The following is a 23,506-nucleotide window of genomic DNA, read 5'->3' on the forward strand; positions in this document are numbered from 1 at the left end:
GGAACCTCATGACGCAAGCCAATAACGCCGTGTACACCGATCTGAGTGTTGATGATCTGGTTAAAGAAGCCCTGAATCGCGGTGAAGGCGAGCTTGCCGATACCGGCGCGCTGGTTGTTCGCACCGGTCACCGTACCGGCCGTTCGCCAGTCGATCGTTTCATCGTTGAAGAGCCGACCACCCAGGACGCCATCGCCTGGGGCCCGATCAACCGCAAGTTCCCGGCCGACAAGTTCGATGCCTTGTGGGCTCGCGTCGAGGCCTTCAACAACGCGCAAGAGCATTTCGTCTCCCATGTTCACGTAGGTTCGGCTGAAGAGCATTACCTGCCCGTGAAAATGACCACCCAGACTGCCTGGCAGAACCTGTTCGGTCGTTGCCTGTTCATCAACCCGGCCCAGTACAACCCGGCTGGCCGTGAAGAATGGCAAGTCCTTAACGTCGCCAACTTCGAGTGCGTGCCTGAGCGTGACGGCACCAATTCCGACGGCTGCGTGATCATCAACTTCGCCCAGAAGAAAGTGCTGCTCGCCGGCATGCGCTACGCCGGTGAAATGAAGAAAGCCATGTTCTCGGTGCAGAACTTCCTGCTGCCGGCCGCCGACGTGTTGCCAATGCACTGTGCCGCCAACATCGGCGAAGCGGGCGACGTGACCCTGTTCTTCGGTTTGTCCGGCACCGGCAAGACCACCCTGTCCGCCGACGAAAGCCGTTACCTGATCGGTGACGATGAACACGGCTGGGGCGAGGGCGTGGTGTTCAACATCGAAGGCGGTTGCTATGCCAAGTGCATCGACCTGTCCGAGAAGAACGAGCCGGTCATCTGGAAAGCCATCAAGCACGGCGCAGTCTTGGAAAACGTCGTTATCGACGACGCCAAGCACGCCGACTACACCGATGTCAGCCTGACCCAGAACAGCCGCGCCGCCTACCCGCTTGAGCACGTTGCCAAGCGTTCCGAGAAGAACCTCGGTGGCGAGCCGAACGCAGTGATCTTCCTGACCTGTGACCTGACCGGCGTGCTGCCGCCAGTGTCGATCCTCAATGAAGAACAAGCCGCTTACCACTTCCTGTCCGGCTACACCGCACTGGTGGGCTCGACCGAAATGGGTTCCGGCAGCGGCATCAAGTCGACCTTCTCCACCTGCTTCGGCGCACCGTTCTTCCCGCGTCCGGCTGGCGAATACGCCGAACTTCTGATCAAACGCATCCGCGGCTTCGGCTCCAAGGTCTACCTGGTCAACACCGGCTGGACCGGTGGCGGCTACGGCGTCGGCAAACGCTTCAACATCCCGACCACCCGCGGCGTGATCGCAGCGATCCAGAGCGGCGCGTTGATCGGTGCCGAGACTGAGCACCTGGACACCATCAACCTTGACGTGCCATTGGCTGTGCCGGGCGTTGAGACTGGCCTGTTGAACCCGCGTAACACCTGGGCTGACAAGGCTGCTTATGATGAAGCCGCGAAAGCACTGGCTGGGTTGTTTGTTGAGAACTTCAAAAAGTTCGATGTGAGCGACGCGATCAAGGCTGCTGGGCCGAAGTTGTAAGAGTTGGTTTGATGTAATGAGAAAGCCGCCCTTTGGGGCGGCTTTTTACATGCGAAAAAATTTAACTACTCTGCATTCTCCAGTTATTGATTGCTACTTTGAGTCTGTCCGGCGCAGTATCCAATTGCCAGACTGACCAGAAGTCAACTGTACCACTATTAGGTTTGTTTCGTGGTTCATCCACACGAATACGGCTGGGGATTAAGCTTGCGTCCCCCACGACCAATGCTTCACCAGTATCTAAAGTTGGAAGTATGTCGCTAAAGCCTCCCAATGAATCTGGTAGAAGTTTTTTAATAACTCCCTGATCCTCCGCGTTAGTCAATCTCATTGCGATGAAGTTGCTACATTGACTCAGTATGGTCTTGTTTACTTCTGATGGGCGCTGGCTGATCACGACTAAACTTGCTCCATATTTCCTCCCTTCCTTTGCAATTCTTTCAAATATCTGAATAGAGATTTCATCCGAAGCGCTCGCATTACTTTTATCAGGGAGATATAAATGAGCTTCGTCACAAAATAGTGCGACTGGATGTCGTAGATTGGCAGGCGTCCATTGTTGAACGGAAAAAGCAACTCTAGCAACAAGGCTTACAATTAGTGGAAGGATGTCGGAAGGGACTTCGGAGAAGTCAATGATTTTGACTCCCCCACCATCTTTTTCTTCACTACTACCAAAGAGAGCAGCGGATAATTTGTGCAACCAACTGAATTCAAGCGTTTCACCACCACCTTGAAACAAAAATCCAAGTCGTCTATCTGATATTTTATTTTCTAATCTGGAAATCATCCTGCTCAACTTTCCAAAGAATTCCCCCTGTTTATCACCTCTTGATCCTTGTACTGTTTCTGTGTTTATTTGGTTTAAGCTGGAAAGTATATCTTCTAGGCGGAATGGTACCGGACTATCGATAGTGAAGTTCTTTAATAGTTCGCTTTCTTTTCTTTGCTCTAAATATAGTTGCTTTGCATTATTTACTTCTCTAGCCATTATCATTGATTGGTTCGGTGCGTTCTGGTCGCTTCGATCTACAAAAAATGAGACAAGAGCTTCATATGATAGTAACCAGTAAGGCAGATGGACTATGCCATCGCTCAAGCCTCTGCCGGCCTCTATATCCCCAGGGCCTGCGATCTTAAAGTGACTTATACCATTTGAAATTAGTGGGGCATACTCACCGTGAATGTCAAAAATAATCGCATTCGCGTTTCTTAGTTCGGCAACCTGTTCTATTATTCTTGCTGTAGTCCAAGATTTTCCTGAGCCCGTGCTTCCCCCCACAAACGCATGGCGCTGGAAAAGTTTGTTGCCGTTTAAATAGGCGATGGCATTGTCATCTAATGTGTACTTTCCGATGATTAATGCGTTTTCTATATTTGCAGCATGTGATATGACTCTCATGAAGCCGGTAAGATTATCGCCTTCTAAGGAAAAGCAATTTGCATCGATTTCAGGAACACTTTCGAGGGTGCGACGGAATACATTTTCTTGAGCACCAATTCTGTCACTCATCGTTCCAATAAGAACTATTTTACAAAGATTAAGTTCGGTTACGGGGTCAAGATCATTTTCGGTAGATTCAACAGGTATTTTCTTTCTGGTTACTTGGGTGATAAGACCTATTAGATGTTGGCCAGGTTTACTGCTTTGGAGTACGGCTAGTCTATTTACCTGCAGGCGTCTCAATAATTCGATATCGGCTACTTCAACTATCACCGTATTGGTGTCAACTGAAGAAACGCTTCCTAGTGCTTCATGATCGGCGAAGTTAAATAGTGGCATTTTTTACACCTACATTATGATTCGTAAGAAGCCTGCTAGGCTCCAATAGTTTTCATTAACGGTTATCGGTGCTTGTAGTTCTGATGAGCGAATAATTGTCTCGTTGTCACTTTCTCCTCGAGTGAAAGCAATATGATTGTGGATTTCTCCACTGTTTAGAAAATTCGATGCTGACTCTGTTAAGGTTCGAGTTAGAATTATTATTTTAGAGTTGTCTCTCGTGCATTTGTTGATTAGTTTTTCTTGGATGTGTACATCGTTGAATCCATATCCAATACAAAGATATGCGTTAGAGTTTGTTAGTGCTCTATCTGCTTGGGATATTAACGTCCTGTAGGGTTCTCTGGTCGCCCTTTCGTATTTGTCTAGTCCAGGTGTAACAATTAGTGGGGTTAGTCCGCTGGGAAGGTCGTTCGTATTACTTATTGATATGTTAATGCTTGTGTCGTTTTTAAACCAACCTAGTGAGCCGTGTACTTTCCAGATATTGACTTTTCTCGTAGTATTGATGGTTTCAGGATTTTCTTCGTATCCTCTATATCCCTGAGAAAATCCAGTGTAGTAGTAAAGACTCTCCTGTTCACAGGAGTACTCTGCTAGTCGGTCATAATTGGTCGTTATTATGTCGATTTTTCTAGCGGTACTTCTTAGTAGGTGTTTTAATAACTTTCCTAGTGGGAAGTAATTTTGATCGGATAGCGAGTTTTTAAAAACTATATGGTCTTGAGGGTTGAGTAAGTTCCACGTTTGAAAAATCACCTCTTTTGTAAGGGGCGCTGAAAGTCTATTGTTAGTAAGTGCGGTTTCAAGGTCGACCTTGTTATTTAGGTCTTCACAAAATTTATCCCAAACAGTTTTTTCCGAATCCTCTAGTTTGCTTCGGTCTATACTTTCTATTAAGTGTTGGCCTAGTTGCCACATTCCCGCCATTTCAAAAGCTGCAGACGCTCCGCTACCTAGTAATATAACTGGTGTTAATCCGTAATATTTTTGTGCTTGAATAAGTGCTTTGTCTATCTCGCTTTCAGGCATATTAGCTCCGGTACGTCTGCAGCTATCGTTTCTGTTAAGTCATGTGTTGGTCTTAGATGAGGTGTTGATGTTGAAGAGCAGCAAATGTCGCAGGGTTTTTATTAAGCTGGTATGAGGTTAGCTCTGATAATGTCTCTCTGCCAGTTTTTGGGAAAATTTAGATTTTCAGTTTTTGGTAGACTTGGAGATCCGAATGCTAACCTTGACTAGATATCTCACTTATTTCCTAGTAAGTAGATCGGATAAAGATTTTGTGTTGAGGGGGAATGGATGAGTTTTTAGCCCGTCAGAGCTTAAGTTTTCAATGTCATGCGCGATTTGCTCACTGCTTGACACCAGATTTTCGGTTGTGCTTCGCGCAGACAAACATTTGGATCTTCTGGTTAGTGGGGGCGTTGCTCGGATCAACTGAGCATCTTGCAGTTGATGTCCCAACTCATCAGTAGCACCAACCTTGTTCAAGTCTTGTTCCAGACCTAATACGTGCATCACTGACAGATAAGCTCCCATCGTCACTCCCGCACCACCCGACTCCAGAGAGCGCAACGTCATGACAGACATGCCGGCTCGCTCTGCTACTGTTTAGCGGTCAGCCTTCGCCGTAAACGAGCCAGTTTTAGGCGTTCGCCGAGGTCGGTAAGCAGTCGGGCGATACGCGGGAGAAGTGCCGCTGTTTTTCTAGCCATACAGCTAATATTCCTTCACTTCTGAGGCGATAACGCCAGAATAATTGCAGTTATACGGACCGTTTCCGCCACTGGACCTGCTCTATTGGCTCTCCAATTCCTGCGTATCCCACCGTTGCGCCTTGATCGCTCCGTAGAGCATGCCAATGGTCAGCGGCACTTTATCGCCACGACCCTTCGTCCTGCGCTTGAGAAACACATCAAACCCTTCAGGCTGAAAGTAGCGATACGCGTCGTAGTCGATGAAGTCGATGGCGAACTGTTCTTCCAGCACTTCCATCAGGTGCCGCGCATCGGCGCCGTCGCAGCCCAGGTCGAAGTTGATCGAGGTGGTGAGGCTGATGGTTTTGCGTTCGGGCAGGCCGAGTTCTTCGTGCAGCAGCTGCATGAGCAGGTGCATGGCGTGGTCATCGGGGAAGTTGGGGGCGAGGTTCATGGTGCATCTACCGTTGGGTGTATATCGGTGAGACTGATTAAGCCTGACTTTACGTCGAGTTGGACGTCGATCAACGCTGCGAACTTGGCCTGAGTCAGATCGGTAGTCTTACGAATTTCTTGGACTTGCAACGCATCAACATGAAATTCGCGGGAAGGCTCCCGCCCACCGCGGATGATTTCGTTCATCTGTTGCACGCCTTCCATTAGCTCATAAAAAAACTTGCTCATGATTATCTCCAGTGTTCGATGACGGCTTTCGGCGCTCGGTGTCCCAAGAGCCGAACGCGGAGCGTCCGTAGAGGCATTCCCACGCGGAGCGTGGGAACGATCTTCACTCAGCATCAGGCAGGTGCTTTCCAGCCCATCATGCGTTGCTGGGCGACTTGCAGCAGGTCGCAGCCGTCCTGGGTCAGCAAGAAGAGCGCGTGGGTGATGTGGGGGATGTCTTCTACATCGCCGTGTTTGAAGCAAATGCAGTGCAGGGTTTTGAGGAGGTCGCTGGAGGCTCGGATGCGCTGGAGAGCGGCTTCGAGGATGTCTTGCGGGTTGGCCTCTGTGTCGATGATTAGGGGTAGGGAGTCGGTGAGGTTGGTTTGCAGCGGAAGGTAACGATCGTTGCTGAGCGGATTCCATGTCTTCATTTTATGTATTCCCAAAGCATCAGATGGAAGCACCACCATCGTGACCAAGCGATGGAGGCGGACTGTGTTCGGGTTGGTCAACCGGAGGAATACATAAGACCGGCACGCCTAAGGCGTCCCAAACACAGCCACCATATAGCGTGCAGACACTTGAGGTGCCGGCAGCATACAACGGACGCGTTTATGTATTCCATCGGGTGACCAAGCCCGAGCCGCTGATTTGGCAGCGACAGTCACGACTATAGGTTTGAGCCACCGGGCAGCGATAGGCGACAAGGTGTCTTCGGTTGTAGGACCGGGATGAAGCTGTGATAGGGCGTTGCTTACAGACTCATCGCTTCAGCAATTTGTCCCGTTTGATTGCCATCAGGCGTTTGGCTTCATCATTTGGAATGCTGGGGCGAGGGTCGTCGAGGCTGGCTTGTACTTGTGCTCTGAACCATGCCTCGTAGGCCACTTTGTCTGCGTTTTTCATCAGGCCCACCGCGTTATCGTTCATCGCGAGCAGGCTCGCTCAAACCGCTGTGGTACTCGGCAGACGTTGCCGGGCAATTTCGAGCAGTTCGTTGCCGTCCTGTGTCAGCAGGTACAGCGCGTTGACGATGTTGGGAATGTCTTTCACGTCGGCCTGTTTGAAGCAAAGGCAATAAAGCGTTTCGAGCAGGTCACCGGCGGCGCGGAGGCGTTGTCGGGCGGCGTCGAGAATCTCGTAAGGATTGGCTTCAGTGTCGATGACCAGTACGGGGGTCTCGCTGTAGCTGGTTTTGAGCGGGCGATAGCGGTCTGTTAACGAGTGGAACGTGTTCATCAAAGTCAGTCCTGTGGGAAGTCGGGCAGTCTCGCCGGCAGGCCGACACAATGTTTTCAGCCGCGTCGAAAACTATAGAGGGCCAGGGCGAGGCGTCGCAAGGTGGCGCAAATGGACAGGATTTGTAGGGGGTTTACCGCCGATGTCGCCCTTTGCCTACGCATACTCCGACTATTTTTTAAGCTTTTCCTTTGGCGGTCGATATTCCTACGGGCCTGTCAGGCTTAACGCATCAAAGCTCTGTATGGTGCGCGCCAGAATTTGTAGGACGTTTCGAAGCGTCTGAGTCGACTCTTAAAGGGAATTAGGTATGCAATGGCTACGTATAGCCTCTATTTTATTGTTGTGGGCGGGTGTTTGTCGGATGGTGGGCGCTGCCGACGTCGTTCATTCGCTAGCCCTCGCCAACATGGACCGCACCGGTTGGCCACAGGCGTTGACCACTCAGGCAGACGTCGACACTGCGTCCCGCGCCGAGGTGTTGATGGTGGGTAAGGCGCTGTTGGCCAGCGAAGCGCTGGATGAACAGGGTCTGAAACAGCGACTGGGTGTGCAGGCTGTGAAGCTCAAGTCGGTCAGGCAAGTGCGTGAGGGGTTGTGGGATCGGTTGCTGATTACCTACCGCAACGCCAGTCAGAACTGTGACGGTGAACCCTTTTGCCCCCGTGTGCGAAGTGTCGCGGATTTGCGTCAGTTGGCGGCGGCGTTCACTGGCGAAATCAGCCCGGCTTACGCGGTTTGGGCGAGCAAGAGCCAGGTGTTTCATGAGCAGGCGCTGGATGAGCAGTTGCGGGTGGCGGTGTTGAGGCCTTGAGTTCGCTGGTGGTTGATTGATCGTTCCCACGCTCCTGCGTGGGAATGCAGCCCGTGACGCTCTGCGTCGCATTCAACGGCTGGAACGCGGAGCGTCCCTTGAGGCATACCCACGCAGAGCATGGGAACGATCATCCTCCCGACTATCCGCTGTATCATCCCGTATCGTTTTTGCCCCCGACCTTTTCTCGACTCGCTGCGTTCGCCGGCTAGGCTTTGGGCTTCGCAGCGGTCAACGGAGTGACAGCTTATGCACAACACCCTGGAACAGGTTTTCGGTTATCCACAGTTTCGGCCGGGTCAGGAGGCGGCGGTCAGTGCTGTGTTGGCCGGGCGCTCGGCGGCGGCGATTTTCCCGACCGGTTCGGGCAAGTCTCTTTGCTATCAACTGCCGGCCTTGCTGCTGCCGCACCTGACGTTGGTGGTCTCGCCTTTGCTGGCGCTGATGCAGGATCAGTTGGCGTTTTTGCAGCGCCACGGCATTGCGGCGGGCAGTATCGATTCGGCCCAGAGCCGCGATGACGCCAGCGATGTGATGGCGCGGGCAAAGTCCGGCGAGCTGAAGATTTTGATGATTTCCGTGGAGCGTCTGAAGAACGAGCGCTTTCGCCATTTTCTGCAGCAGGTGCCGATCTCGCTGCTGGTGGTGGACGAGGCCCACTGCATCTCCGAGTGGGGTCACAACTTCCGCCCCGACTACCTCAAGCTGCCGGACTATCAGCGTCAGTTCAACATCCCTCAGGCCCTGCTGCTGACTGCCACCGCGACACCCAAGGTGATCGCCGACATGGAGGCCAAATTCGCCATCGCCCCCGAGGACGTGGTGACCACCGGTTTCTACCGGCCCAACCTCAATCTGTTGGTGGAACCAGTACGCGGGCAGGACAAGCGCCGCCGCCTGGTCGAGTGGATGAGCCAGCGTCCCGGCCAGCCGAGTATCGTCTACGTCACCCTGCAGAAAACCGCCGAGCATATCGCCGAACATCTGGGGCGCAATGGCATTCAGGCCGAGGCCTATCACGCCGGTTTGCCCCACGAGCAACGGGAAGCGATTCAGCGCCGGTTCATGGGCGGGCAGTCCAATTGCATCGTCGCCACCATCGCCTTCGGCATGGGCATCGACAAAAGCGATATCCGCAACGTGGTGCATTTCGACCTGCCCAAATCCATCGAAAACTACAGTCAGGAAATCGGTCGCGCCGGGCGTGACGGGCAGCCGTCCGATTGCCTGGTGCTGGCCAACCGCGACAGCCTCAACGTGCTGGAGAACTTCGTCTACGGCGACACGCCGGAACGGGACGGCATTCGTTGTGTGCTCGACGAGTTGCAAGCCGCCGCGCCTGAGGGGCAGTGGGAGTTTCTGCTGGGGCCTTTGGCCGATCAGAGCAACATTCGCCAGTTACCGCTCAAGACCTTGCTGGTACAGCTGGAGTTGCGTGGGCTGATCGCTCCACGCTATGCCTATTACGCCGAATACCGCTTCAAGTATCTGCAGGAGCCGGAAGCGTTGCTGGCCCGTTTCGAGGGTGAGCGCAGGGACTTCGTCTCGGCGATCATCCAGACTTCCAGTCGCGCACGGACCTGGGCCACGGTGAATTTCGACGCACTGTATGAACAGCATTCCGCCGAGCGCAGTCGGGTGGTCAAGGCGCTGGATTACTTCCAGGAAAAGGGCTGGGTCGAGGTCGAAAGCAAGCAGATGACCGAGGTCTACAGCCTGCTGCAAGCGGACTTTGATTCCCAAACCCTGAGCGCTGAATTGCACGCCTATTTCACCCAACACGAGCGCACCGAGATCGCACGGATTCACGCCATGCTCGATCTGTTCGCTACCGACCACTGCCTGGGCTATCGCCTGGCGGAATACTTCGGCGACGAAAACGCGCCCCGGCAGTGTGGGCATTGTTCGGTGTGTCACGGTCAGGTGGCACGATTGCCGGCACCGCCGGAATTGCCTGCGCTTGTGGATAAAAATTTCGAGGCGCTGTGTGATGATTTTATCCACAGGCACGAACAGCACACGGGTAACGTCCCTTCGGCTGAACGTGTAACAAGATTTCTTTGTGGAATCAGCGTGCCGCTGTTCACCAAGCTCAAGGCGCGATCGATTTCGGGGTTCGCGGCGTTGGAGGATTATCCGTATGGCGACGTGCGCGACTGGGCTCAAGCGCACCTGCCAAGTTGAAACACCGTCAATGTGGGAGCAGGCTTGCCCGCTCCCACAGGGATATCAGTGCTTTTGAACGCACATCCATCCGCTGAATGTCGCTCATCACAGGAATAAATTTCAAAAAAGCCCGGCGCCTGACTATGGTGAGGACTGTCTTTGGATCGCTAAAAAGAGAACAACCATGAGCCAGACACCGTTCGATATTCAGCGCGCCGCCGTGATCGGCGCGGGAACCATGGGCCGCGGCATTGTCATGTGCCTGGCCAACGCCGGGGTGCCGGTGCAATGGGTCGACAACAATCCGCAGATGCTTGAGCAGGCGCTGACCAGTGTGGCTGAGACTTACGCCCACAACGTGCGTCAGGGGCGGATTGACCAGGCCGAGGCGGATGCGCGCATTGCACGGGTGACGGCGGCTGCTGATTACGCAGCGATCCGCGATGTCGATCTGGTCATCGAAGCGGTCTACGAAAACCTCGAGTTGAAACAGAAAATCTTCCGCGAGCTCGACGGCCTGATGAAACCTGAAGCGATTCTGGCCAGCAATACCTCGGCGCTGGACATCGACGCGATTGCTGCTGCCACTCGCCGCCCGCAGCAGGTCCTGGGCCTGCATTTCTTCAGCCCGGCGCACATCATGAAATTGCTGGAGATTGTGCGCGGTGCCCAGACGGCGCCGGCGGTGCTTGATGCGGCGCTGGAGCTGGGCAAACGCATGGGCAAGGTCAGCGTGGTGTCGGGCAACTGCCATGGCTTCATTGGTAACCGCATGCTGCATCCGTACGTGCTCGAAGCGCGCAAGATGCTGTTGGAGGGCGCTTTGCCTTATCAGGTGGATGCGGCGCTGCAAGGTTTTGGTTTCGCCATGGGGCCGTTCCGCATGTACGACGTGGTCGGCATCGATCTGGAGTGGCGCGCTCGGGAGCTGGCTGGCAAGGGCCAGGATGCGCCGGAGGTTCAAGTGGACAACCGCTTGTGCGAGCTGGGGCGTTTCGGTCAGAAGAGTGGCGACGGGTATTACCACTACGAACCGGGCAGTCGCCAGGCTGAGCACGATCTGGAAGTCGATGCGCTGGTACTGGAAGTCAGCGAAGGGTTGGGGTTCCAGCGTCGCCAGATCGGCCCTGAAGAGGTTCTGGAGCGTTGCTTGCTGGCGCTGGTCAACGAAGGGGCGAAGATTCTTCAGGAAGGTATTGCGACGTCGGCGCATGACATCGACCTGGTGTACCTCAATGGTTATGGCTTCCCGGCAGAGAAGGGCGGGCCGATGGCCTGGGCGGATCAGCAAGGGTTGGAAGATATTCATCAGCGGTTGATGGCACTGGAGACCCGGCAGGGTGATCACTGGGCGCCGGCGCGGTTGATTGGTGAACTGGCGGCAGAGGGTAGAGGCTTTGCTGATGTGTGATTTTATATGGTGTCTGAAGGGGGACGACGCGGTTTCACCTTAAACTAGCCGTTCAACTCCAGGAACCAACACTGATGTCCAACTCGATGCCCCAACGCACCGACTACCCCCACTTCCAGCCCATCACCACCCGCTGGCATGACAACGACGCCTACGGTCACATCAACAACGTCACCTACTACAGCTTCTTCGACACGGCGGTGAACACCTACCTGATCGAAGTCGGCGGCCTGGATATCCATGACGGCGAGGTGGTGGGTTTTGTGGTGAGTTCGGCTTGCGATTATTTTGCCTCTATCGCTTTCCCGGACCGGATCGAAATCGGCCTGCGGGTCGGCAAGTTGGGCAACAGCTCGGTGCAATACGAGCTGGCGGTGTTCAAGTCAGGCGAAGATGACGCCTGTGCGGCCGGGCGCTTCGTGCATGTGTTCGTGGATCGGGCGTCGAATCAGCCGGTGGCGATTCCTGCCGGATTGCGCGGTGCGTTGGAGCGACTGGCGATCTGAAGGGCAAAAAAAATCGCAGCCCGAAGGCTGCGATTTTTTGATCTATCGGTAAGCGAGGCGATTCAAGCCTCAGTCGCGATAGCGATGTTTATGCTTGCGATGGCCATAGGCATGGCCACGACCTGGATGGCCGTCACGGTAGTAGCGACGATCGTCACGGTCACGATAGGAACGACGATCATCGTCGCGATCGCTCTCTCTGCCCATGTAGTTACCCAGCGCGCCACCGGCGCCACCGCCTGCTGCGGAGCCGATCAGGCTGCCGGTGGTGCCGCCCATGCTGCGGCCGACCACGTTACCGCCTGCTGCGCCCAACGCACCGCCAATGGCGGCTTCGCCACGGCTGCGTTTGTCTGCGCCGACTGCGCTACCACCCGCGCCGCCCAGGGCCGCGCCAATGGTTGAACCTGTATTGCCGCCTAGCGATTGACCGACGACCGAGCCAAGAACCCCGCCCAATGCGCCGCCCACACCCGCTTCGGTGGTGCCGCCTGCAGAAGCGAAGCCACTGACCAGGCCAAGGGACAACAAGAGAATCGAGGAGAACTTCATAGAGGAACCTCAAGGGGATGACGGCGCGATCCTGAGGCTGTGTCGTGGTTGTGACAATAGAAATCCGACGAATAACACGACTTGAGCACAATTCTATAAGTTACTGTTTTTTGGGCGGAACTTAAGTGTTTTTCGCCGGTCTTTAACTACTTCGCAAAGGCCGTTTCCATACAGAAACGGCCTTTTTTGTGGGCGATTGGAAAGTGTTCGCGATCAGGGTCAAGCCGACTTGGCCATGATCAGCCCGGTCTCACTGGCGGCTTCCAAACGGATCGCCACAAACTTCGACGTCGGCGTATGGCTGCCATCCCCGGTGCTTTCCAGCGGCACTAGCGGGTTCACTTCCGGATAGTAAGCAGCCGCTTGCCCGGCAGGAATATCAAACGCCAGCAGCGTAAAGCCTTTCACCCGCCGTACACGGCCATCATCCCAGATCGAAACGATGTCAGCCTTCTGCCCCGGTTTGAACCCCAGGCGAATGATGTCGGCCTCATTGACGAACAACACATCCCGCTGACCTTTCACCCCGCGATAACGGTCATCAAGACCATAAATCGTGGTGTTGTACTGATCGTGGGAGCGCATCGACTGCATGATCAGGTCCGGCAGTACGCCGGTGGCGCGGGTGCGTTCGTGCACCAGGTCTTTGGGCAGAATGTTCGGACGGAAATTGGCCCGCCCCGACGGGGTATTCCAGCGACGTGCGCCGGCGCTGCTGCCCAGGTAGAAACCACCTGGGTTCTGGATTTTCTCGTTGAAGTCCCGGAAGCCCGGGATGGTGTCGGCGATCAGGTCGCGGATGCGGCTGTAATCGGCCACCAGCCAGTTCCAATCCACCGGTTTGTTGCCCAGGGTCGCGGCGGCGATGCCGGCGATGATTGCAGGCTCCGAGCGCATCTGGTTCGACAGCGGCTGCAGCTGACCGTTGGAGGCATGGACCATGCTGAACGAGTCTTCCACGGTTACCGCTTGGGCGCCTTCGGTCTGGATATCGATGTCGGTACGGCCCAGGCACGGCAGGATCAACGCGTTTTTACCATGGGCCAAATGGCTGCGGTTGAGTTTGGTGCTGATCTGCACGGTCAGGTCGCAGTTGCTCAAGGCCTGGAAGGTCCGTGGGCTGTCCGGGGTGGCTTGGGCGAAGTTGCCACCCAGGCCGATGAAGACTTTTGAGCGGCCGTCGGCCATGGCGTGAATCGCCTCGACCACGTTGTGGCCGTTTTCACGCGGCACCTTGAACTGGAAGCGGCGCTCCAGAGAATCGAGGAACGCCACCGGCGGACGTTCGTTGATGCCCATCGTCCGGTCGCCCTGCACATTGCTGTGGCCACGCACCGGGCACAGACCGGCGCCCGGCCGGCCGATGTTGCCGCGCAACAGCATCAGGTTGGCGATTTCCTGGATGGTCGGCACCGAATGACGATGCTGGGTGATGCCCATGGCCCAGCACATGATCACGTTCTTGCCTTTGGCGTACATGCGCGCCGCTTGCTCGATCTCCACCAGCGTCAGGCCGGATTGCTCGACGATCTGCTCCCATGGGGTGTCGTCGATGACGCCCATGTATTCCAGCACGTTGACCGCATGTTCATTGAGGAAATCGTGATCGAACACCGCCGGGGCGCCAGCTTTCTGCGCGTCGCGTTCCCATTGCAGCAGGAATTTCGCCATGCCGCGCAGCACCGCCATGTCGCCGCCCAGTGCCGGGCGGAAGTACGCGGTGTTGGTTGGCTTATCGCCGTTGGTGAGCATTTCCAGCGGATGCTGCGGGTGCTGGAAGCGTTCCAGGCCGCGTTCTTTCAGCGGGTTGACGCACACCACCTGAGCGCCGCGTTTTACTGCTTCGCGCAGAGGTTCGAGCATCCGCGGGTGGTTGGTGCCGGGGTTCTGGCCCCAGACGAAAATCGCATCGGCGTGTTCGAAGTCATTGAAGGTCACGGTGCCTTTGCCGACGCCGACACTTTGCGCCAGAGCCACACCGCTGGCCTCGTGGCACATGTTCGAGCAGTCGGGAAAGTTATTGGTGCCGTAGGCGCGCACGAACAACTGGTAGAGGTATGCCGCTTCGTTGCTGGCGCGGCCCGAGGTGTAGAACTCGGCCTGATCCGGGTTCGGCAGGTCGCGCAGATGCTTGGCGACCAGGGTGAAGGCATCATCCCAGCTGATAGGTTGGTAGCGATCGGTTTCGGCGTTGTAGCTCATCGGCTCGGTCAGACGACCTTGATATTCAAGCCAGTAGTCGCTCTGTTCCAGCAGCGAGGTGACGCTATGTTTGGCAAAGAATGCAGCGTCGACACGGCGTTTGGTCGCTTCCCAGTTCACCGCTTTGGCGCCGTTCTCGCAGAACATCACCATGCCCTTTTCCGGAGAATCGCCCCAGGCGCAACCCGGGCAGTCGAAGCCGCCGTTCTGGTTGGTCTTGAGCATTATGCGCAGGTTCTTCAGCGCGTTATCGCTGGTCAACCAGGCCTGGGCGACGCTGATCAGCGCGCCCCAGCCACCGGCTGGGCCTTTGTAGGGCTTGTAGCGGGGGACGGGTTTCTGGTCGGCTTGACGGTGTTGACTCACGCTTGATTCTCCAACGCTGGGCTGTAGACCCGCGGTGCACTTTTCTGCGGCAGGTGGATGAGGTTGAGGTTGTGGCGACGGGCCCATTGCACGGCAAGGCTCGTGGGCGACGACAAGCTGACCAGGGTCTGGATGCCGGCACGTAAAACTTTCTGGATCAATTCAAGGCTGCAACGACTGGTGACAATCGCCAGGCCGCCAGTAGTCGGGATCTTCTGGCGGATCAACCCGCCAATCAGCTTGTCGAGGGCGTTGTGCCGGCCGATGTCTTCGCGGCCCAACAGCAATTCGCCGTTGCCGTTCATGAACACCGCCGCATGCACTGCGCCGCAATACTGGCCCAGGGGCTGGAATTCGCCGATGCGCTGGCGCAGACCGTCCAGCCATTCAGCCGGGGGCAGCGGGGTGCCGGGCAGTACTTTGAGATCGGGCAGTGCTTGCTCCACCGCTTCCACGCCACAGAGCCCGCAACCGCTGGTGCCGGCCAGTTGCCGACGCTGCTGCTTGAGGTTCCAGAAGGCGCGGTTGGCGATGGTTACTTGCGCGTACTGCGCCGACCCCGAGCCGCTGAGTTGCAAATCGTAGATATCTGAAGCGTCTTCGATAATACCGCTGCCAAGGCTGAAGCCGACGATGAAGTCTTCCAGATCCGTTGGCGTCACCAACATGACCGCCTGGCTGATGCCGTTATAGGCGATCGCCAAGGCGACTTCCTCGGCCAGCGCGGCGCTGGCCGATTCGGTGTATTCAAGGTTGCAGTAACTGTATGTCTGGCTTGCGGTGGGCGCGGGCGTTTCAATAGCAGGCGCCGCGCGGACAGGGCGCTTGGCGTTCATTAGGGTCACCAACGGTTTGGTCAGCTTTAAGCCTAGGCGCGTCAACTTGTCGCGTCTAATTGCTATTACTGATCTGCTGATAGATGACGTCGATCAAGAGCCTGTCGGTGATTTCTGATAGATCGCGAAACAGGCTTCTGCAAGCGCCGAACGCGGGGCGCTGCGACGCATGATCAGCCCCAGCCGGGCGAGGGTCTGGGCGCTTTCTATGGGTTGCAGGCGCAAGTGATCGGTGAGGTTTTCCAGGCCTCCGTCCAGCGGCATTACCGCGCAACACAGGCCGCCGTGTACCGCTTGTAACAATTGGTGGACCGAATCGGTTTGCAGTAATGGCTGTGGCATCAGGCCGCGGCTATGGAAGTTATGGTCGATGGACTGGCGAAAATGCATGCCACTGGTGAGCATGCCCATGGGGAGTTCGATCAGCGAATCCCAGCTCAGTGGCGCCTCGCCGAAACTGAAAAAGCGCTGATCGTAGAGCAGGCCCATATGGGTTTCGCTGAAAGCCAGGGAGTCAAAACGCTCGCCGTCCAGGCGTTCCAGGTAGGAAACGCCGAGGTCGAGGCGATTGTTCGCCAGTTGTTCGAGGATCTGTTCAGAACTCAGTGCCGAGAGTTCGAAACGCAGGTTCGGGTGTTCGGCGTGCAGACGCTGCATCAGCGGTACCGGGTCGAAACTCGACAGCGGCACCACGCCCAGACGCAACGTCCCCACGAGGTTGCCGCGACAGGCTGCCGCTTCGGCCTGCAAACCGTCGTAGGCCGCCAGCACCGTACGTGCCCACGCCAGCACCCGCTCACCCGGTGCGGTGAAACCTTCGAAGCGTTGGCCACGGTTGACCAGCGGAAGCTCGAGCTCTTCTTCGAGGCTGCGCAGGCGCATGGACAGGGTCGGTTGGGTGATGTGACAACGCGCGGCGGCCTGGCCAAAGTGCCGGGTTTCGTCGAGAGCGATGAGGAATTTGAGCTGCTTGATGTCCATCTTCGCTCCAGGGCGCTGGCAAGGTTTGCGATTCTACCGCCTGTGCGGGGTTGGGTCATTGGTCGGCTGGGAACCGGGCTTTGCAAGGCTGGTCTAGTCTTTGGCGTCTGGAACCTAAACCCCAAGGAGAGTGCACCATGAGTATTTTTAGCTTTGTGAAAGAAGCAGGCGAAAAACTTATCGATCTGCTGACACCTGGCAATGCGAATGCCAGCGAGCAGTTGAAGGAACACATCAGCAAGGTCGGCCTGGGTAATCCGAATGTTCAGGCGACCATCGAGGGCGACAAAGTCATCATCACCGGTGAAGTGGCGAGTCAGGAAGAGAAGGAAAAAATTCTGTTGGCCGTGGGCAATATTGCCGGTGTCGGCAGTGTTGATGACCAGATTACTGTGACCGGGCCGGTGGCGAAGGCCGCTCGTTTCGTTACCGTAAAAAAAGGCGATACCCTCAGCGCGATTTCCAAGGCCGAATACGGCGACGCGAACAAGTACAACAAAATATTCGAGGCCAATAAACCAATGCTTTCGCACCCGGACAAGATTTATCCGGGGCAGGTGTTGCGGATTCCAGAGTAAGGTTCGAGACCGTGTGATGGCCTTCGCGAGCAAGCCTCGCTCCTACAGGTCTCTGTCGTGCGCATATTCCGCGAACGACCAGGACGTGTAGGAACGAGGCTTGCCCCGCGAAGCAGACGACTCGGTCTAAAGCCCGGCAATCAACTCCCGATAATCCTCCACCGCCGCAAACTCGGCCGTGTCCTTCGGCCCTTTGCGGCTGTCCGGCTCGCTCACGGCCAGCAGATGTGCCACGCCAAAATTGCGTGCACTGCGCAGAATCGGCAACGTATCGTCGATAAACAGACTGCGTGTCGGGTCGAAGCCGATGTCGGTCTGCAAGGCATCCCAGAATTGCGGGTTTTCCTTGGGGAAACCGTAATCGTGAGAGCTGATCAACCGCTCGAAATACGGCGCCAGTTCAATTCGCTCCAGCTTCAATGACAGCGAGTCGCGGTGGGCGTTGGTGATCAGTACCACGCGTTTGCCGGCCCGTTTGATCGCCGCCAGAAAAGTGTCCGCATCCGGACGCAGCGCTATCAAGTGCGCGGTTTCGAGTTTCAGCTCACGCACCGACAGCTTCAGCTCGGCGCTCCAGAAGTCCAGGCAGTACCACTGCAACTGGCCGGCATTGCGTTCGAACAGCGGCTGCAACTCCAGCTCCGCCATGGCCCGGCTCACCCCATGCAACTCGGCATAACGCTGGGGCAGGTGTTCCATCCAGAAATGATTGTCGTAGTGCAGGTCCAGCAGCGTGCCGTCCATATCCAGCAAAACGGTATCGATGTCGCACCAGGGCAGCAGGGACATAAAAAACTTCTCCAGCGGTAAAAAAGATATCCGGGATAAACAATCAGGATAGGCCGGGTATAGTAACCCGCTTACGCCAAGGAGCCATTTATGCGCCAGAAACCCACCGTACTCGCTCGCGAGATCGTCGCCACCAGCCGTTTGTTCTGTGTCGAAGAGCTGAAGTTGCGCTTTTCCAATGGCGTGGAGCGCACTTACGAGCGTCTGGTCAGCAAAGGCACTGGTCATGGCGCGGTGATGATCGTGGCAATGCTCGACGCGGATCACGCGGTGTTGGTAGAGGAATACTGCGGCGGCACCGATGAATATGAACTGTCCCTGCCCAAAGGTTTGATCGAGCCGGGCGAAGACGTGTTGGCGGCGGCCGAGCGGGAGCTCATGGAGGAGGCCGGGTATGGCGCGCGGCAGCTGGAACATCTGACCGAGTTGTCGTTGTCACCCGGCTACATGAGCCAGAAGATCCAGGTGGTGCTGGCCACCGATTTGTACGAAGAACGCCTGGAAGGTGACGAACCTGAGCCGATGGGGGTGGACAAGATTAGCCTGCGTGAATTGTCGTCTTTGGCGCAGAACCCGCGATTCACCGAGGGCCGTGCCTTGGCAGCGCTGTATCTGGCTCGTGACTTACTGACTCAACGTGGGATGTTTTTGCCGTGAATTTGAATTTTCCCCATCCGTTGATGGCGCCAGTCATTGAACTGGCTTTGAAGGCTGGCGAGGCGATCCTGCCGTTCTGGCGCGTCAACGTTGCCGTGACTGCCAAATCCGATGATTCTCCGGTTACAGCCGCTGATATGGCCGCTCATCATGTGATTCTGGCCGGGCTGACGGCGCTGGATCCGAGCATTCCGGTGCTGTCCGAAGAAGACGCCAATATCCCCCAGAGCGTGCGCGCCGGCTGGCAGCGCTGGTGGCTGGTCGATCCGTTGGACGGAACCAAGGAGTTCATCTCCGGCAGCGAAGAGTTCACCGTCAACATTGCGTTGATTGAGCAGGGGCGTGTGGTGTTTGGCGTGGTGTCGATGCCGACCAACGGGCGCTTTTATGTCGGCGGTGCCGGAATGGGTGCCTGGCGTGCCGATAAAGGTGCCGAGCCGTTACCGATTCAGGTTCGCGAGGTTCCGGCGGCGGGTGAAGCCTTCACGGTGGTCGCCAGTCGTCGGCATTCCAGCCCTGAGCAGGAGCGGTTACTCGCGGGGTTGAGCGACAGTCTGGGTGAACTGCAACTGGCGAATATCGGCAGCTCGCTGAAATTTTGCCTGCTGGCGGAAGGGGCGGCGGATTGTTATCCGCGGTTGGCGCCGACGTCGCAGTGGGACACTGCCGCAGCTCAAGGCGTGCTGGAAGGCGCAGGCGGTGAGGTGCTGGATTTGAATGGTGAGCCGTTCTGTTATCCGGCGCGGGAGTCTTTGCTGAATGAATTCTTTCTGGCGCTGCCGGCAAAGGCTGCGTGGCGGGAGAAGTTATTGGCTTTGGCCCGCAACTAAGATCGTTCCCATGCTCCGCGTGGGAATGCCTCTAGGGACGCTCCCGGTCCAGTGACGCGGAGCGTCACGGGCTGCATTCCCACGCAGAGCGTGGGAACGATCAGTCATCGGTGGAGGACGTACTGCCCGGTAAACTTCACCGCATCCTCTTCACTCCCGGTATTCACGATCCGCGAATGCAGCGTCAACCGCGCCCGCCCATACCGCTCATACATTGCCAGAAACTTCTTCCATACCGCCGCACTCGGTGCCTGGCAAATCGCTGTTGCGTCCATGGTGACCGGCAGCGGGTAACTGATCTGCCCTTCCTGAATCACGATGTGACCGTCTTCAATGCCTTCTTCGTGTAAACGCAAATGCAACCAGCCCCAGCCGGCCAGCACGGCGCCGCAATACAGGCTGCCGCCGAACATGGTGCTCTTGTGATTGACGTTGGCCTCCAGCGGCAGGTGCATGCGCAGTTGTTGGTCGTGCCAGTCGAGCACTTTGAGGCCCATCTTCCGCGTGAGGGGGATGTCGTGGTGGAGGATCGATTCCAGGTGACGACAGTCGCGGTTCATTCAAAAGCCTCTTGTTTGAAGATGATGAGTTGACGGTAGCTCAATCGATATCGTCAGTGGGGTTGCCGGCACCGCCGTCGGCGAAGTTCAGACCATGCTTGCGCAGTTTGTCATGCAAGGTTTTGCGTGGAATGCCGAGCGCTTCGGCGAGGCTGCGCACGGAGCTGTGCGAGCGCGCCAGTTCGGCGGCAATCAGGCTCTTCTCGAAGTTCTCCACTTGCTCGCTCAGACCGCCGTTGACCACTTCAATCGTACTGCCTACGCCGCCATTCGGCGCGCTATTGTCCAGCGCCAGTTCCAGGCCTAGGGCAAAGCGTTCGGCGGCGTTCTGCAGTTCGCGCACATTGCCAGGCCAGGTATGGCGTAACAGCAACGCCCGGTGCCCCGGTTGCAATTCGTGGGGCGGCAAACCGTGGCGCGCGCTGGCTTCGTCGGCGAAATGCTGGAACAGCATCAGCGCATCTTCGCCCCGCTCGCGCAGCGGCGGAATGCGCAGCGGCGCGACGTTCAGGCGGTAATACAAGTCGGCACGGAAACGGCCTTGATCAGCGGATTGACGCAGGTCTTCCTTGGTCGCGGCGATGATGCGGATGTCCAGCGGGATCAGCTGGTTGCCACCCAAGCGCTCGACCACCCGCTCTTGCAGCAAGCGCAGCAGTTTCACCTGCACGTCCAGGCTCATGCTTTCGATTTCATCGAGGAACAACGTGCCACCGTTGGCGAATTCGAACTTGCCGATGCGACGCTTCTGCGCGCCGGTGAAGGCGCCGGGCTCGTGACCGAACAGCTCGCTTTCCACCACTGACTCGGCAAGAGCCCCGGCGTTGATCGCCACGAACGGGCCGTTACGCCGACTCGACAGATCGTGCAGCGCGCGGGCCACCACTTCCTTGCCCGCACCGGTTTCGCCAAGGATCAGTACATCGGCCTTGGTTGCCGCCAGTGCACCGATCTGCTCGCGCAGGCGCAGCATTGGCGCCGATTGCCCGACCAGTCGAGCGCTCAGTTCGTTGCGATCGCTCAGGGCCAGACGCAGGCTGCGGTTGTCCAGCACCAGCCGGCGCAGGTCCAGGGCACGACGTACGCTGTCGAGCAGGGCGTCGCTGGCGAAAGGTTTTTCCAGAAAGTCATAGGCCCCTGCGCGCATGGCTTGTACCGCCAGCGGCACATCGCCGTGGCCGGTGATCAGCAGCACCGGCAGCTCCGGGTCCTGGGCGTGGAGTTCGGTCAGCAGTTCGAGACCGTCCATGCCCGGCATGCGGATGTCACTGACCACTACCCCCGACCAGTCGCGTTCGAGTTGCCCGGCCAGGCCCTTGGCTTCAGCCAGCGGCAGGATTTTCAGGCCGGCCAGGTCCAGGGTCTGGCTCAGGGCTTGGCGCAGATGGGGATCGTCGTCGATCAACACGACCTGGATGCGGTTGTCGATGCTCATGCACTTCGGTCCTCGGACGGTTGCAGGCTCACGCCTGGTGCGCCTGCGCGCAATTTCAGGGTAATCAGGGCGCCGCCTTCCTTGTGATTAGAGAACGACAGTTCACCACCGAAGGCGCGCATCAGGGTGTCGCAAATCGCCAGCCCCAGCCCAAGCCCCTGAGTGCGGGTCTTGGTGGTGTAAAAGGGTTCGCCGGCACGACCCAGCGCTTCCAGGCAGAACCCGGGGCCGTTGTCGCGAATGTACAGATTGACGCCGTCGGCGGTGGACTCGGCACTCAACCAGAGTTTACGTGGCGGGCCTTTTTCCGTCAGCGCATCGAGGGCATTGGCCAGCAGGTTGCCGAGTACCTGGCGCAGACGGGTTTCCCCGGCCTCGACCCACAGGGTGGCGGCCGGCAGGTCACGGATCAGCTCGACTTCCATGCTGCGCCGACGCTTGGCCAATAACGCCAGGGCGTCGTCCAGCGCCGGTTGCAGGGCCACGCTTTCCGGAGCGTGGCGATCACGCCGGGCGAAGGCGCGCAGGTGGGCGATGATTGAGGCCATGCGCTCAGTCAGTTCGCTGATCAGCTTGAGGTTGCCGCGAGCATCCTCGGTGCGCTGATGATCGAGCAGCACTTCGGCATTCTCTGCGTAACTGCGGATGGCCGCCAGCGGTTGGTTGAGTTCATGGCTGATGCTTGCCGACATCGTTCCCAGCGCTGAGAGCTTGCCGGCCTGCACCAGGTCATCCTGAGCGCGTACCAGTTCCTGCTGAGCGTGTTCGCGCTCCAGCACTTCCTGCTTCAGTCGACGGTTGAGACCTTCGAGGTCACTGGTCCGCTCAGCGACCCGACCTTCCAGTTCCTGGCGGGCCTTGCCTTCGAAGGCGATCCGCTCCAGGTAATGGCGTCGGCGTTGCATCATCAGGCCGAGCAGCAGCATCAATACCAGCAGCGTTGCGCCACCGATGGCCACGACGGTGCGCACCGGGCGGTCGATCAGGGTACGCGGTGCAAGGATGCTGACGCTCCAGCCGGTTTCTTCGATCTGCCGGGTTTGAGTCAGCCAAGCGTTGGCGTCGAGATTCAACGGCTTGGGATCTCGGGTCGGGTAGGGTTGAATCGCGGTGATGGCCTCGCGCTCTGCGTCGCTCAATGGACGTGTCGAGCGGAAACGCCACTCGGGCCGCGACGTGAGGATGACCACGCCATTGTGGTCGGTGACCAACAGTTGTTCCGGGGTTTTGCCCCAGAGACTTTCGGTGTGGTCGAGGTCGACCTTGACCACCAGGACGCCGATGATTTTTTCGCGATCACGTATCGCTGCCGCAAAGAAGTAACCGCGCTTGGCCGAGGTGGTGCCCAGGCCGAAGAAGCGCCCCAGCCGCCCGGCCATGGCTTCACTGAAATAAGGGCGGAAAGCGAAATTGCGGCCGACGAAGCTGTCGTGTTTGTCCCAATTGGAGGCCGCCAGCGTCTTGCCGGTGGTGTCCATCAGGTACATGACTTCGGCGCCGGTCTGGGCACTGATGTTTTTCAACAGGCGATTGGCATTGCCCTGAATCACGCCCTCGTCGGGGGCGGCCAATGTCGCGCGCAGGGCGGGCAGCTCGCCGAGAATCTGCGGCAACACTTCATACCGATGCAGGGTGCCCAGCAGGTTGGCGACGTAGAGATCGAGGGTCTGACGGTTCTGCCCGGCCAGTTCGCTGCGGTAGTAACGCTCGGCCAGATGCTCCAGCGGCCACAGCAAGGGCGCCAGGCACAACGCGAGTAGCGCCAGGCTGCGCCAGCGAGGTCTGCGGGGAAGGGTCGGAGTCATGAGCATCTAGCGCCTGTGGGTACAGACGCATTATGCCTAGGCTTGCGGGCGCAGTCTGCGCACCTGGGATCAAGTGCGCG

Annotated in this window: 23 protein-coding genes and 1 pseudogene; 8 read left to right on the forward strand and 16 right to left on the reverse strand. The window is 57.3% G+C overall.

All coding sequences use genetic code 11. The features are described 5' to 3' along the window. Positions 1-8 precede the first annotated feature (8 nt). Positions 9-1,550, forward strand: coding sequence for a phosphoenolpyruvate carboxykinase (locus tag PSH97_RS01185; protein WP_305447776.1), 1,542 nt, complete (start codon positions 9-11; stop codon positions 1,548-1,550). A 61-nt stretch (positions 1,551-1,611) separates the two neighbouring features. Here the strand turns inward: PSH97_RS01185 and PSH97_RS01190 are convergent, their stop codons facing one another. From PSH97_RS01190 to PSH97_RS01225, 8 genes and pseudogenes are all read right to left on the reverse strand, one after another. Further along, complete coding sequence (locus PSH97_RS01190; RefSeq protein WP_305447777.1) at positions 1,612-3,333, reverse strand: ATP-binding protein; 1,722 nt, start codon at positions 3,331-3,333, stop codon at positions 1,612-1,614. A gap of 9 nt (positions 3,334-3,342) precedes the next feature. Next, positions 3,343-4,365, reverse strand: coding sequence for an SIR2 family protein (locus tag PSH97_RS01195; protein ID WP_305447778.1), 1,023 nt, complete (start codon positions 4,363-4,365; stop codon positions 3,343-3,345). Positions 4,366-4,766: 401 nt separating this feature from the next. Then, positions 4,767-5,051, reverse strand: a pseudogene (locus PSH97_RS28485) (helix-turn-helix domain-containing protein); the annotation flags it as partial. Between the two features lie 82 nt (positions 5,052-5,133). Further along, positions 5,134-5,487, reverse strand: coding sequence for a DUF1493 family protein (locus PSH97_RS01205; protein WP_305447779.1), 354 nt, complete (start codon positions 5,485-5,487; stop codon positions 5,134-5,136). After that, positions 5,484-5,717, reverse strand: a complete 234-nt coding sequence (locus PSH97_RS01210; RefSeq protein WP_305447780.1) for a helix-turn-helix domain-containing protein — start codon at positions 5,715-5,717, stop codon at positions 5,484-5,486. Before PSH97_RS01210 ends, PSH97_RS01205 begins: the two co-directional genes overlap by 4 nt. Before the next feature lie 113 nt (positions 5,718-5,830). Then, on the reverse strand, positions 5,831-6,130 hold the full coding sequence (locus tag PSH97_RS01215; protein ID WP_305447781.1) for a hypothetical protein: 300 nt from the start codon (positions 6,128-6,130) through the stop codon (positions 5,831-5,833). Between the two features lie 331 nt (positions 6,131-6,461). Then, positions 6,462-6,629: an antitoxin PaaA2 family protein gene (locus tag PSH97_RS01220; RefSeq protein WP_305447782.1), complete on the reverse strand. Its 168-nt coding sequence runs from the start codon at positions 6,627-6,629 to the stop codon at positions 6,462-6,464. Between the two features lie 15 nt (positions 6,630-6,644). Continuing rightward, positions 6,645-6,938, reverse strand: coding sequence for a hypothetical protein (locus PSH97_RS01225; RefSeq protein WP_305447783.1), 294 nt, complete (start codon positions 6,936-6,938; stop codon positions 6,645-6,647). Between the two features lie 310 nt (positions 6,939-7,248). Between PSH97_RS01225 and PSH97_RS01230 the strand changes: the two genes are divergently transcribed. The 4 genes from PSH97_RS01230 to PSH97_RS01245 all read left to right on the forward strand — a co-directional run bounded on the left by PSH97_RS01230 (position 7,249) and on the right by PSH97_RS01245 (position 11,835). Further along, positions 7,249-7,752, forward strand: coding sequence for a polysaccharide deacetylase (locus PSH97_RS01230; protein WP_305447784.1), 504 nt, complete (start codon positions 7,249-7,251; stop codon positions 7,750-7,752). 249 nt (positions 7,753-8,001) lie between these two features. Beyond that, positions 8,002-9,936: a RecQ family ATP-dependent DNA helicase gene (locus tag PSH97_RS01235; protein WP_305447785.1), complete on the forward strand. Its 1,935-nt coding sequence runs from the start codon at positions 8,002-8,004 to the stop codon at positions 9,934-9,936. Between the two features lie 166 nt (positions 9,937-10,102). Continuing rightward, positions 10,103-11,329, forward strand: coding sequence for a 3-hydroxyacyl-CoA dehydrogenase (locus PSH97_RS01240; protein ID WP_305447786.1), 1,227 nt, complete (start codon positions 10,103-10,105; stop codon positions 11,327-11,329). Between the two features lie 86 nt (positions 11,330-11,415). After that, complete coding sequence (locus PSH97_RS01245; RefSeq protein ID WP_305449734.1) at positions 11,416-11,835, forward strand: acyl-CoA thioesterase; 420 nt, start codon at positions 11,416-11,418, stop codon at positions 11,833-11,835. Positions 11,836-11,904: 69 nt separating this feature from the next. Here PSH97_RS01245 and PSH97_RS01250 read toward each other — a convergent pair whose 3' ends face one another. From PSH97_RS01250 to PSH97_RS01265, 4 genes are all read right to left on the reverse strand, one after another. After that, on the reverse strand, positions 11,905-12,387 hold the full coding sequence (locus PSH97_RS01250; RefSeq protein ID WP_123721694.1) for a glycine zipper domain-containing protein: 483 nt from the start codon (positions 12,385-12,387) through the stop codon (positions 11,905-11,907). A 219-nt stretch (positions 12,388-12,606) separates the two neighbouring features. Further along, positions 12,607-14,955 (reverse strand): FdhF/YdeP family oxidoreductase, encoded by a 2,349-nt coding sequence (locus PSH97_RS01255; protein WP_305447787.1) that lies wholly within the window; start codon positions 14,953-14,955, stop codon positions 12,607-12,609. After that, the gene (gene fdhD, locus PSH97_RS01260) at positions 14,952-15,791 is read right to left on the reverse strand and encodes a formate dehydrogenase accessory sulfurtransferase FdhD (protein ID WP_305447788.1); all 840 of its coding nucleotides are present in this window, start codon (positions 15,789-15,791) and stop codon (positions 14,952-14,954) included. The genes PSH97_RS01255 and fdhD overlap by 4 nt, the downstream gene beginning before the upstream one ends. A gap of 93 nt (positions 15,792-15,884) precedes the next feature. Next, entirely contained in the window at positions 15,885-16,772 is an 888-nt protein-coding gene (locus PSH97_RS01265) for a LysR family transcriptional regulator (RefSeq protein WP_305447789.1), read from the reverse strand. Positions 16,773-16,909: 137 nt separating this feature from the next. Between PSH97_RS01265 and lysM the strand changes: the two genes are divergently transcribed. Beyond that, positions 16,910-17,350, forward strand: a complete 441-nt coding sequence (gene lysM, locus PSH97_RS01270; protein ID WP_305447790.1) for a peptidoglycan-binding protein LysM — start codon at positions 16,910-16,912, stop codon at positions 17,348-17,350. Positions 17,351-17,476: 126 nt separating this feature from the next. Here the strand turns inward: lysM and yrfG are convergent, their stop codons facing one another. Then, on the reverse strand, positions 17,477-18,139 hold the full coding sequence (gene yrfG, locus PSH97_RS01275) for a GMP/IMP nucleotidase (RefSeq protein ID WP_305447791.1): 663 nt from the start codon (positions 18,137-18,139) through the stop codon (positions 17,477-17,479). 90 nt (positions 18,140-18,229) lie between these two features. On the opposite strand from yrfG, the gene nudE reads away from it, so the two are divergent. Continuing rightward, on the forward strand, positions 18,230-18,796 hold the full coding sequence (gene nudE / locus PSH97_RS01280) for an ADP compounds hydrolase NudE (protein WP_305447792.1): 567 nt from the start codon (positions 18,230-18,232) through the stop codon (positions 18,794-18,796). After that, positions 18,793-19,626 (forward strand): 3'(2'),5'-bisphosphate nucleotidase CysQ, encoded by an 834-nt coding sequence (gene cysQ / locus PSH97_RS01285; RefSeq protein WP_305447793.1) that lies wholly within the window; start codon positions 18,793-18,795, stop codon positions 19,624-19,626. The genes nudE and cysQ overlap by 4 nt, the downstream gene beginning before the upstream one ends. A 104-nt stretch (positions 19,627-19,730) precedes the next feature. On the opposite strand, the gene PSH97_RS01290 is transcribed toward cysQ, so the two are convergent. The 3 genes from PSH97_RS01290 to PSH97_RS01300 are packed head-to-tail and all read right to left on the reverse strand — an operon-like array spanning position 19,731 to position 23,426. After that, entirely contained in the window at positions 19,731-20,186 is a 456-nt protein-coding gene (locus PSH97_RS01290) for a thioesterase domain-containing protein (RefSeq protein ID WP_305447794.1), read from the reverse strand. A gap of 40 nt (positions 20,187-20,226) precedes the next feature. Next, complete coding sequence (locus PSH97_RS01295; protein ID WP_305447795.1) at positions 20,227-21,621, reverse strand: sigma-54-dependent transcriptional regulator; 1,395 nt, start codon at positions 21,619-21,621, stop codon at positions 20,227-20,229. After that, a complete protein-coding gene (locus PSH97_RS01300; RefSeq protein WP_305447796.1) occupies positions 21,618-23,426 on the reverse strand; it encodes a sensor histidine kinase in 1,809 nt (602 codons plus the stop codon). Before PSH97_RS01300 ends, PSH97_RS01295 begins: the two co-directional genes overlap by 4 nt. Between the last annotated feature and the right edge of the window lie 80 nt (positions 23,427-23,506).

It is taken from the genome of Pseudomonas cucumis (assembly GCF_030687935.1).
In the GTDB taxonomy this organism is placed as follows: Bacteria; Pseudomonadota; Gammaproteobacteria; order Pseudomonadales; family Pseudomonadaceae; genus Aquipseudomonas; species Aquipseudomonas cucumis.

What these genes read in the sequence shown, in the direction of transcription:
- PSH97_RS01185 (WP_305447776.1), top strand. Translation starts at nt 9, where the DNA reads ATGACGCAAGCCAATAACGCCGTGTACACCGATCTGAGTGTTGATGAT.
- PSH97_RS01190 (WP_305447777.1), bottom strand. Translation starts at nt 3,333, where the DNA reads ATGCCACTATTTAACTTCGCCGATCATGAAGCACTAGGAAGCGTTTCT.
- PSH97_RS01195 (WP_305447778.1), bottom strand. Translation starts at nt 4,365, where the DNA reads ATGCCTGAAAGCGAGATAGACAAAGCACTTATTCAAGCACAAAAATAT.
- PSH97_RS01205 (WP_305447779.1), bottom strand. Translation starts at nt 5,487, where the DNA reads ATGAACCTCGCCCCCAACTTCCCCGATGACCACGCCATGCACCTGCTC.
- PSH97_RS01210 (WP_305447780.1), bottom strand. Translation starts at nt 5,717, where the DNA reads ATGAGCAAGTTTTTTTATGAGCTAATGGAAGGCGTGCAACAGATGAAC.
- PSH97_RS01215 (WP_305447781.1), bottom strand. Translation starts at nt 6,130, where the DNA reads ATGAAGACATGGAATCCGCTCAGCAACGATCGTTACCTTCCGCTGCAA.
- PSH97_RS01220 (WP_305447782.1), bottom strand. Translation starts at nt 6,629, where the DNA reads ATGAACGATAACGCGGTGGGCCTGATGAAAAACGCAGACAAAGTGGCC.
- PSH97_RS01225 (WP_305447783.1), bottom strand. Translation starts at nt 6,938, where the DNA reads ATGAACACGTTCCACTCGTTAACAGACCGCTATCGCCCGCTCAAAACC.
- PSH97_RS01230 (WP_305447784.1), top strand. Translation starts at nt 7,249, where the DNA reads ATGCAATGGCTACGTATAGCCTCTATTTTATTGTTGTGGGCGGGTGTT.
- PSH97_RS01235 (WP_305447785.1), top strand. Translation starts at nt 8,002, where the DNA reads ATGCACAACACCCTGGAACAGGTTTTCGGTTATCCACAGTTTCGGCCG.
- PSH97_RS01240 (WP_305447786.1), top strand. Translation starts at nt 10,103, where the DNA reads ATGAGCCAGACACCGTTCGATATTCAGCGCGCCGCCGTGATCGGCGCG.
- PSH97_RS01245 (WP_305449734.1), top strand. Translation starts at nt 11,416, where the DNA reads ATGCCCCAACGCACCGACTACCCCCACTTCCAGCCCATCACCACCCGC.
- PSH97_RS01250 (WP_123721694.1), bottom strand. Translation starts at nt 12,387, where the DNA reads ATGAAGTTCTCCTCGATTCTCTTGTTGTCCCTTGGCCTGGTCAGTGGC.
- fdhD (WP_305447788.1), bottom strand. Translation starts at nt 15,791, where the DNA reads ATGAACGCCAAGCGCCCTGTCCGCGCGGCGCCTGCTATTGAAACGCCC.
- PSH97_RS01265 (WP_305447789.1), bottom strand. Translation starts at nt 16,772, where the DNA reads ATGGACATCAAGCAGCTCAAATTCCTCATCGCTCTCGACGAAACCCGG.
- lysM (WP_305447790.1), top strand. Translation starts at nt 16,910, where the DNA reads ATGAGTATTTTTAGCTTTGTGAAAGAAGCAGGCGAAAAACTTATCGAT.
- yrfG (WP_305447791.1), bottom strand. Translation starts at nt 18,139, where the DNA reads ATGTCCCTGCTGCCCTGGTGCGACATCGATACCGTTTTGCTGGATATG.
- nudE (WP_305447792.1), top strand. Translation starts at nt 18,230, where the DNA reads ATGCGCCAGAAACCCACCGTACTCGCTCGCGAGATCGTCGCCACCAGC.
- PSH97_RS01290 (WP_305447794.1), bottom strand. Translation starts at nt 20,186, where the DNA reads ATGAACCGCGACTGTCGTCACCTGGAATCGATCCTCCACCACGACATC.
- PSH97_RS01295 (WP_305447795.1), bottom strand. Translation starts at nt 21,621, where the DNA reads ATGAGCATCGACAACCGCATCCAGGTCGTGTTGATCGACGACGATCCC.
- PSH97_RS01300 (WP_305447796.1), bottom strand. Translation starts at nt 23,426, where the DNA reads ATGACTCCGACCCTTCCCCGCAGACCTCGCTGGCGCAGCCTGGCGCTA.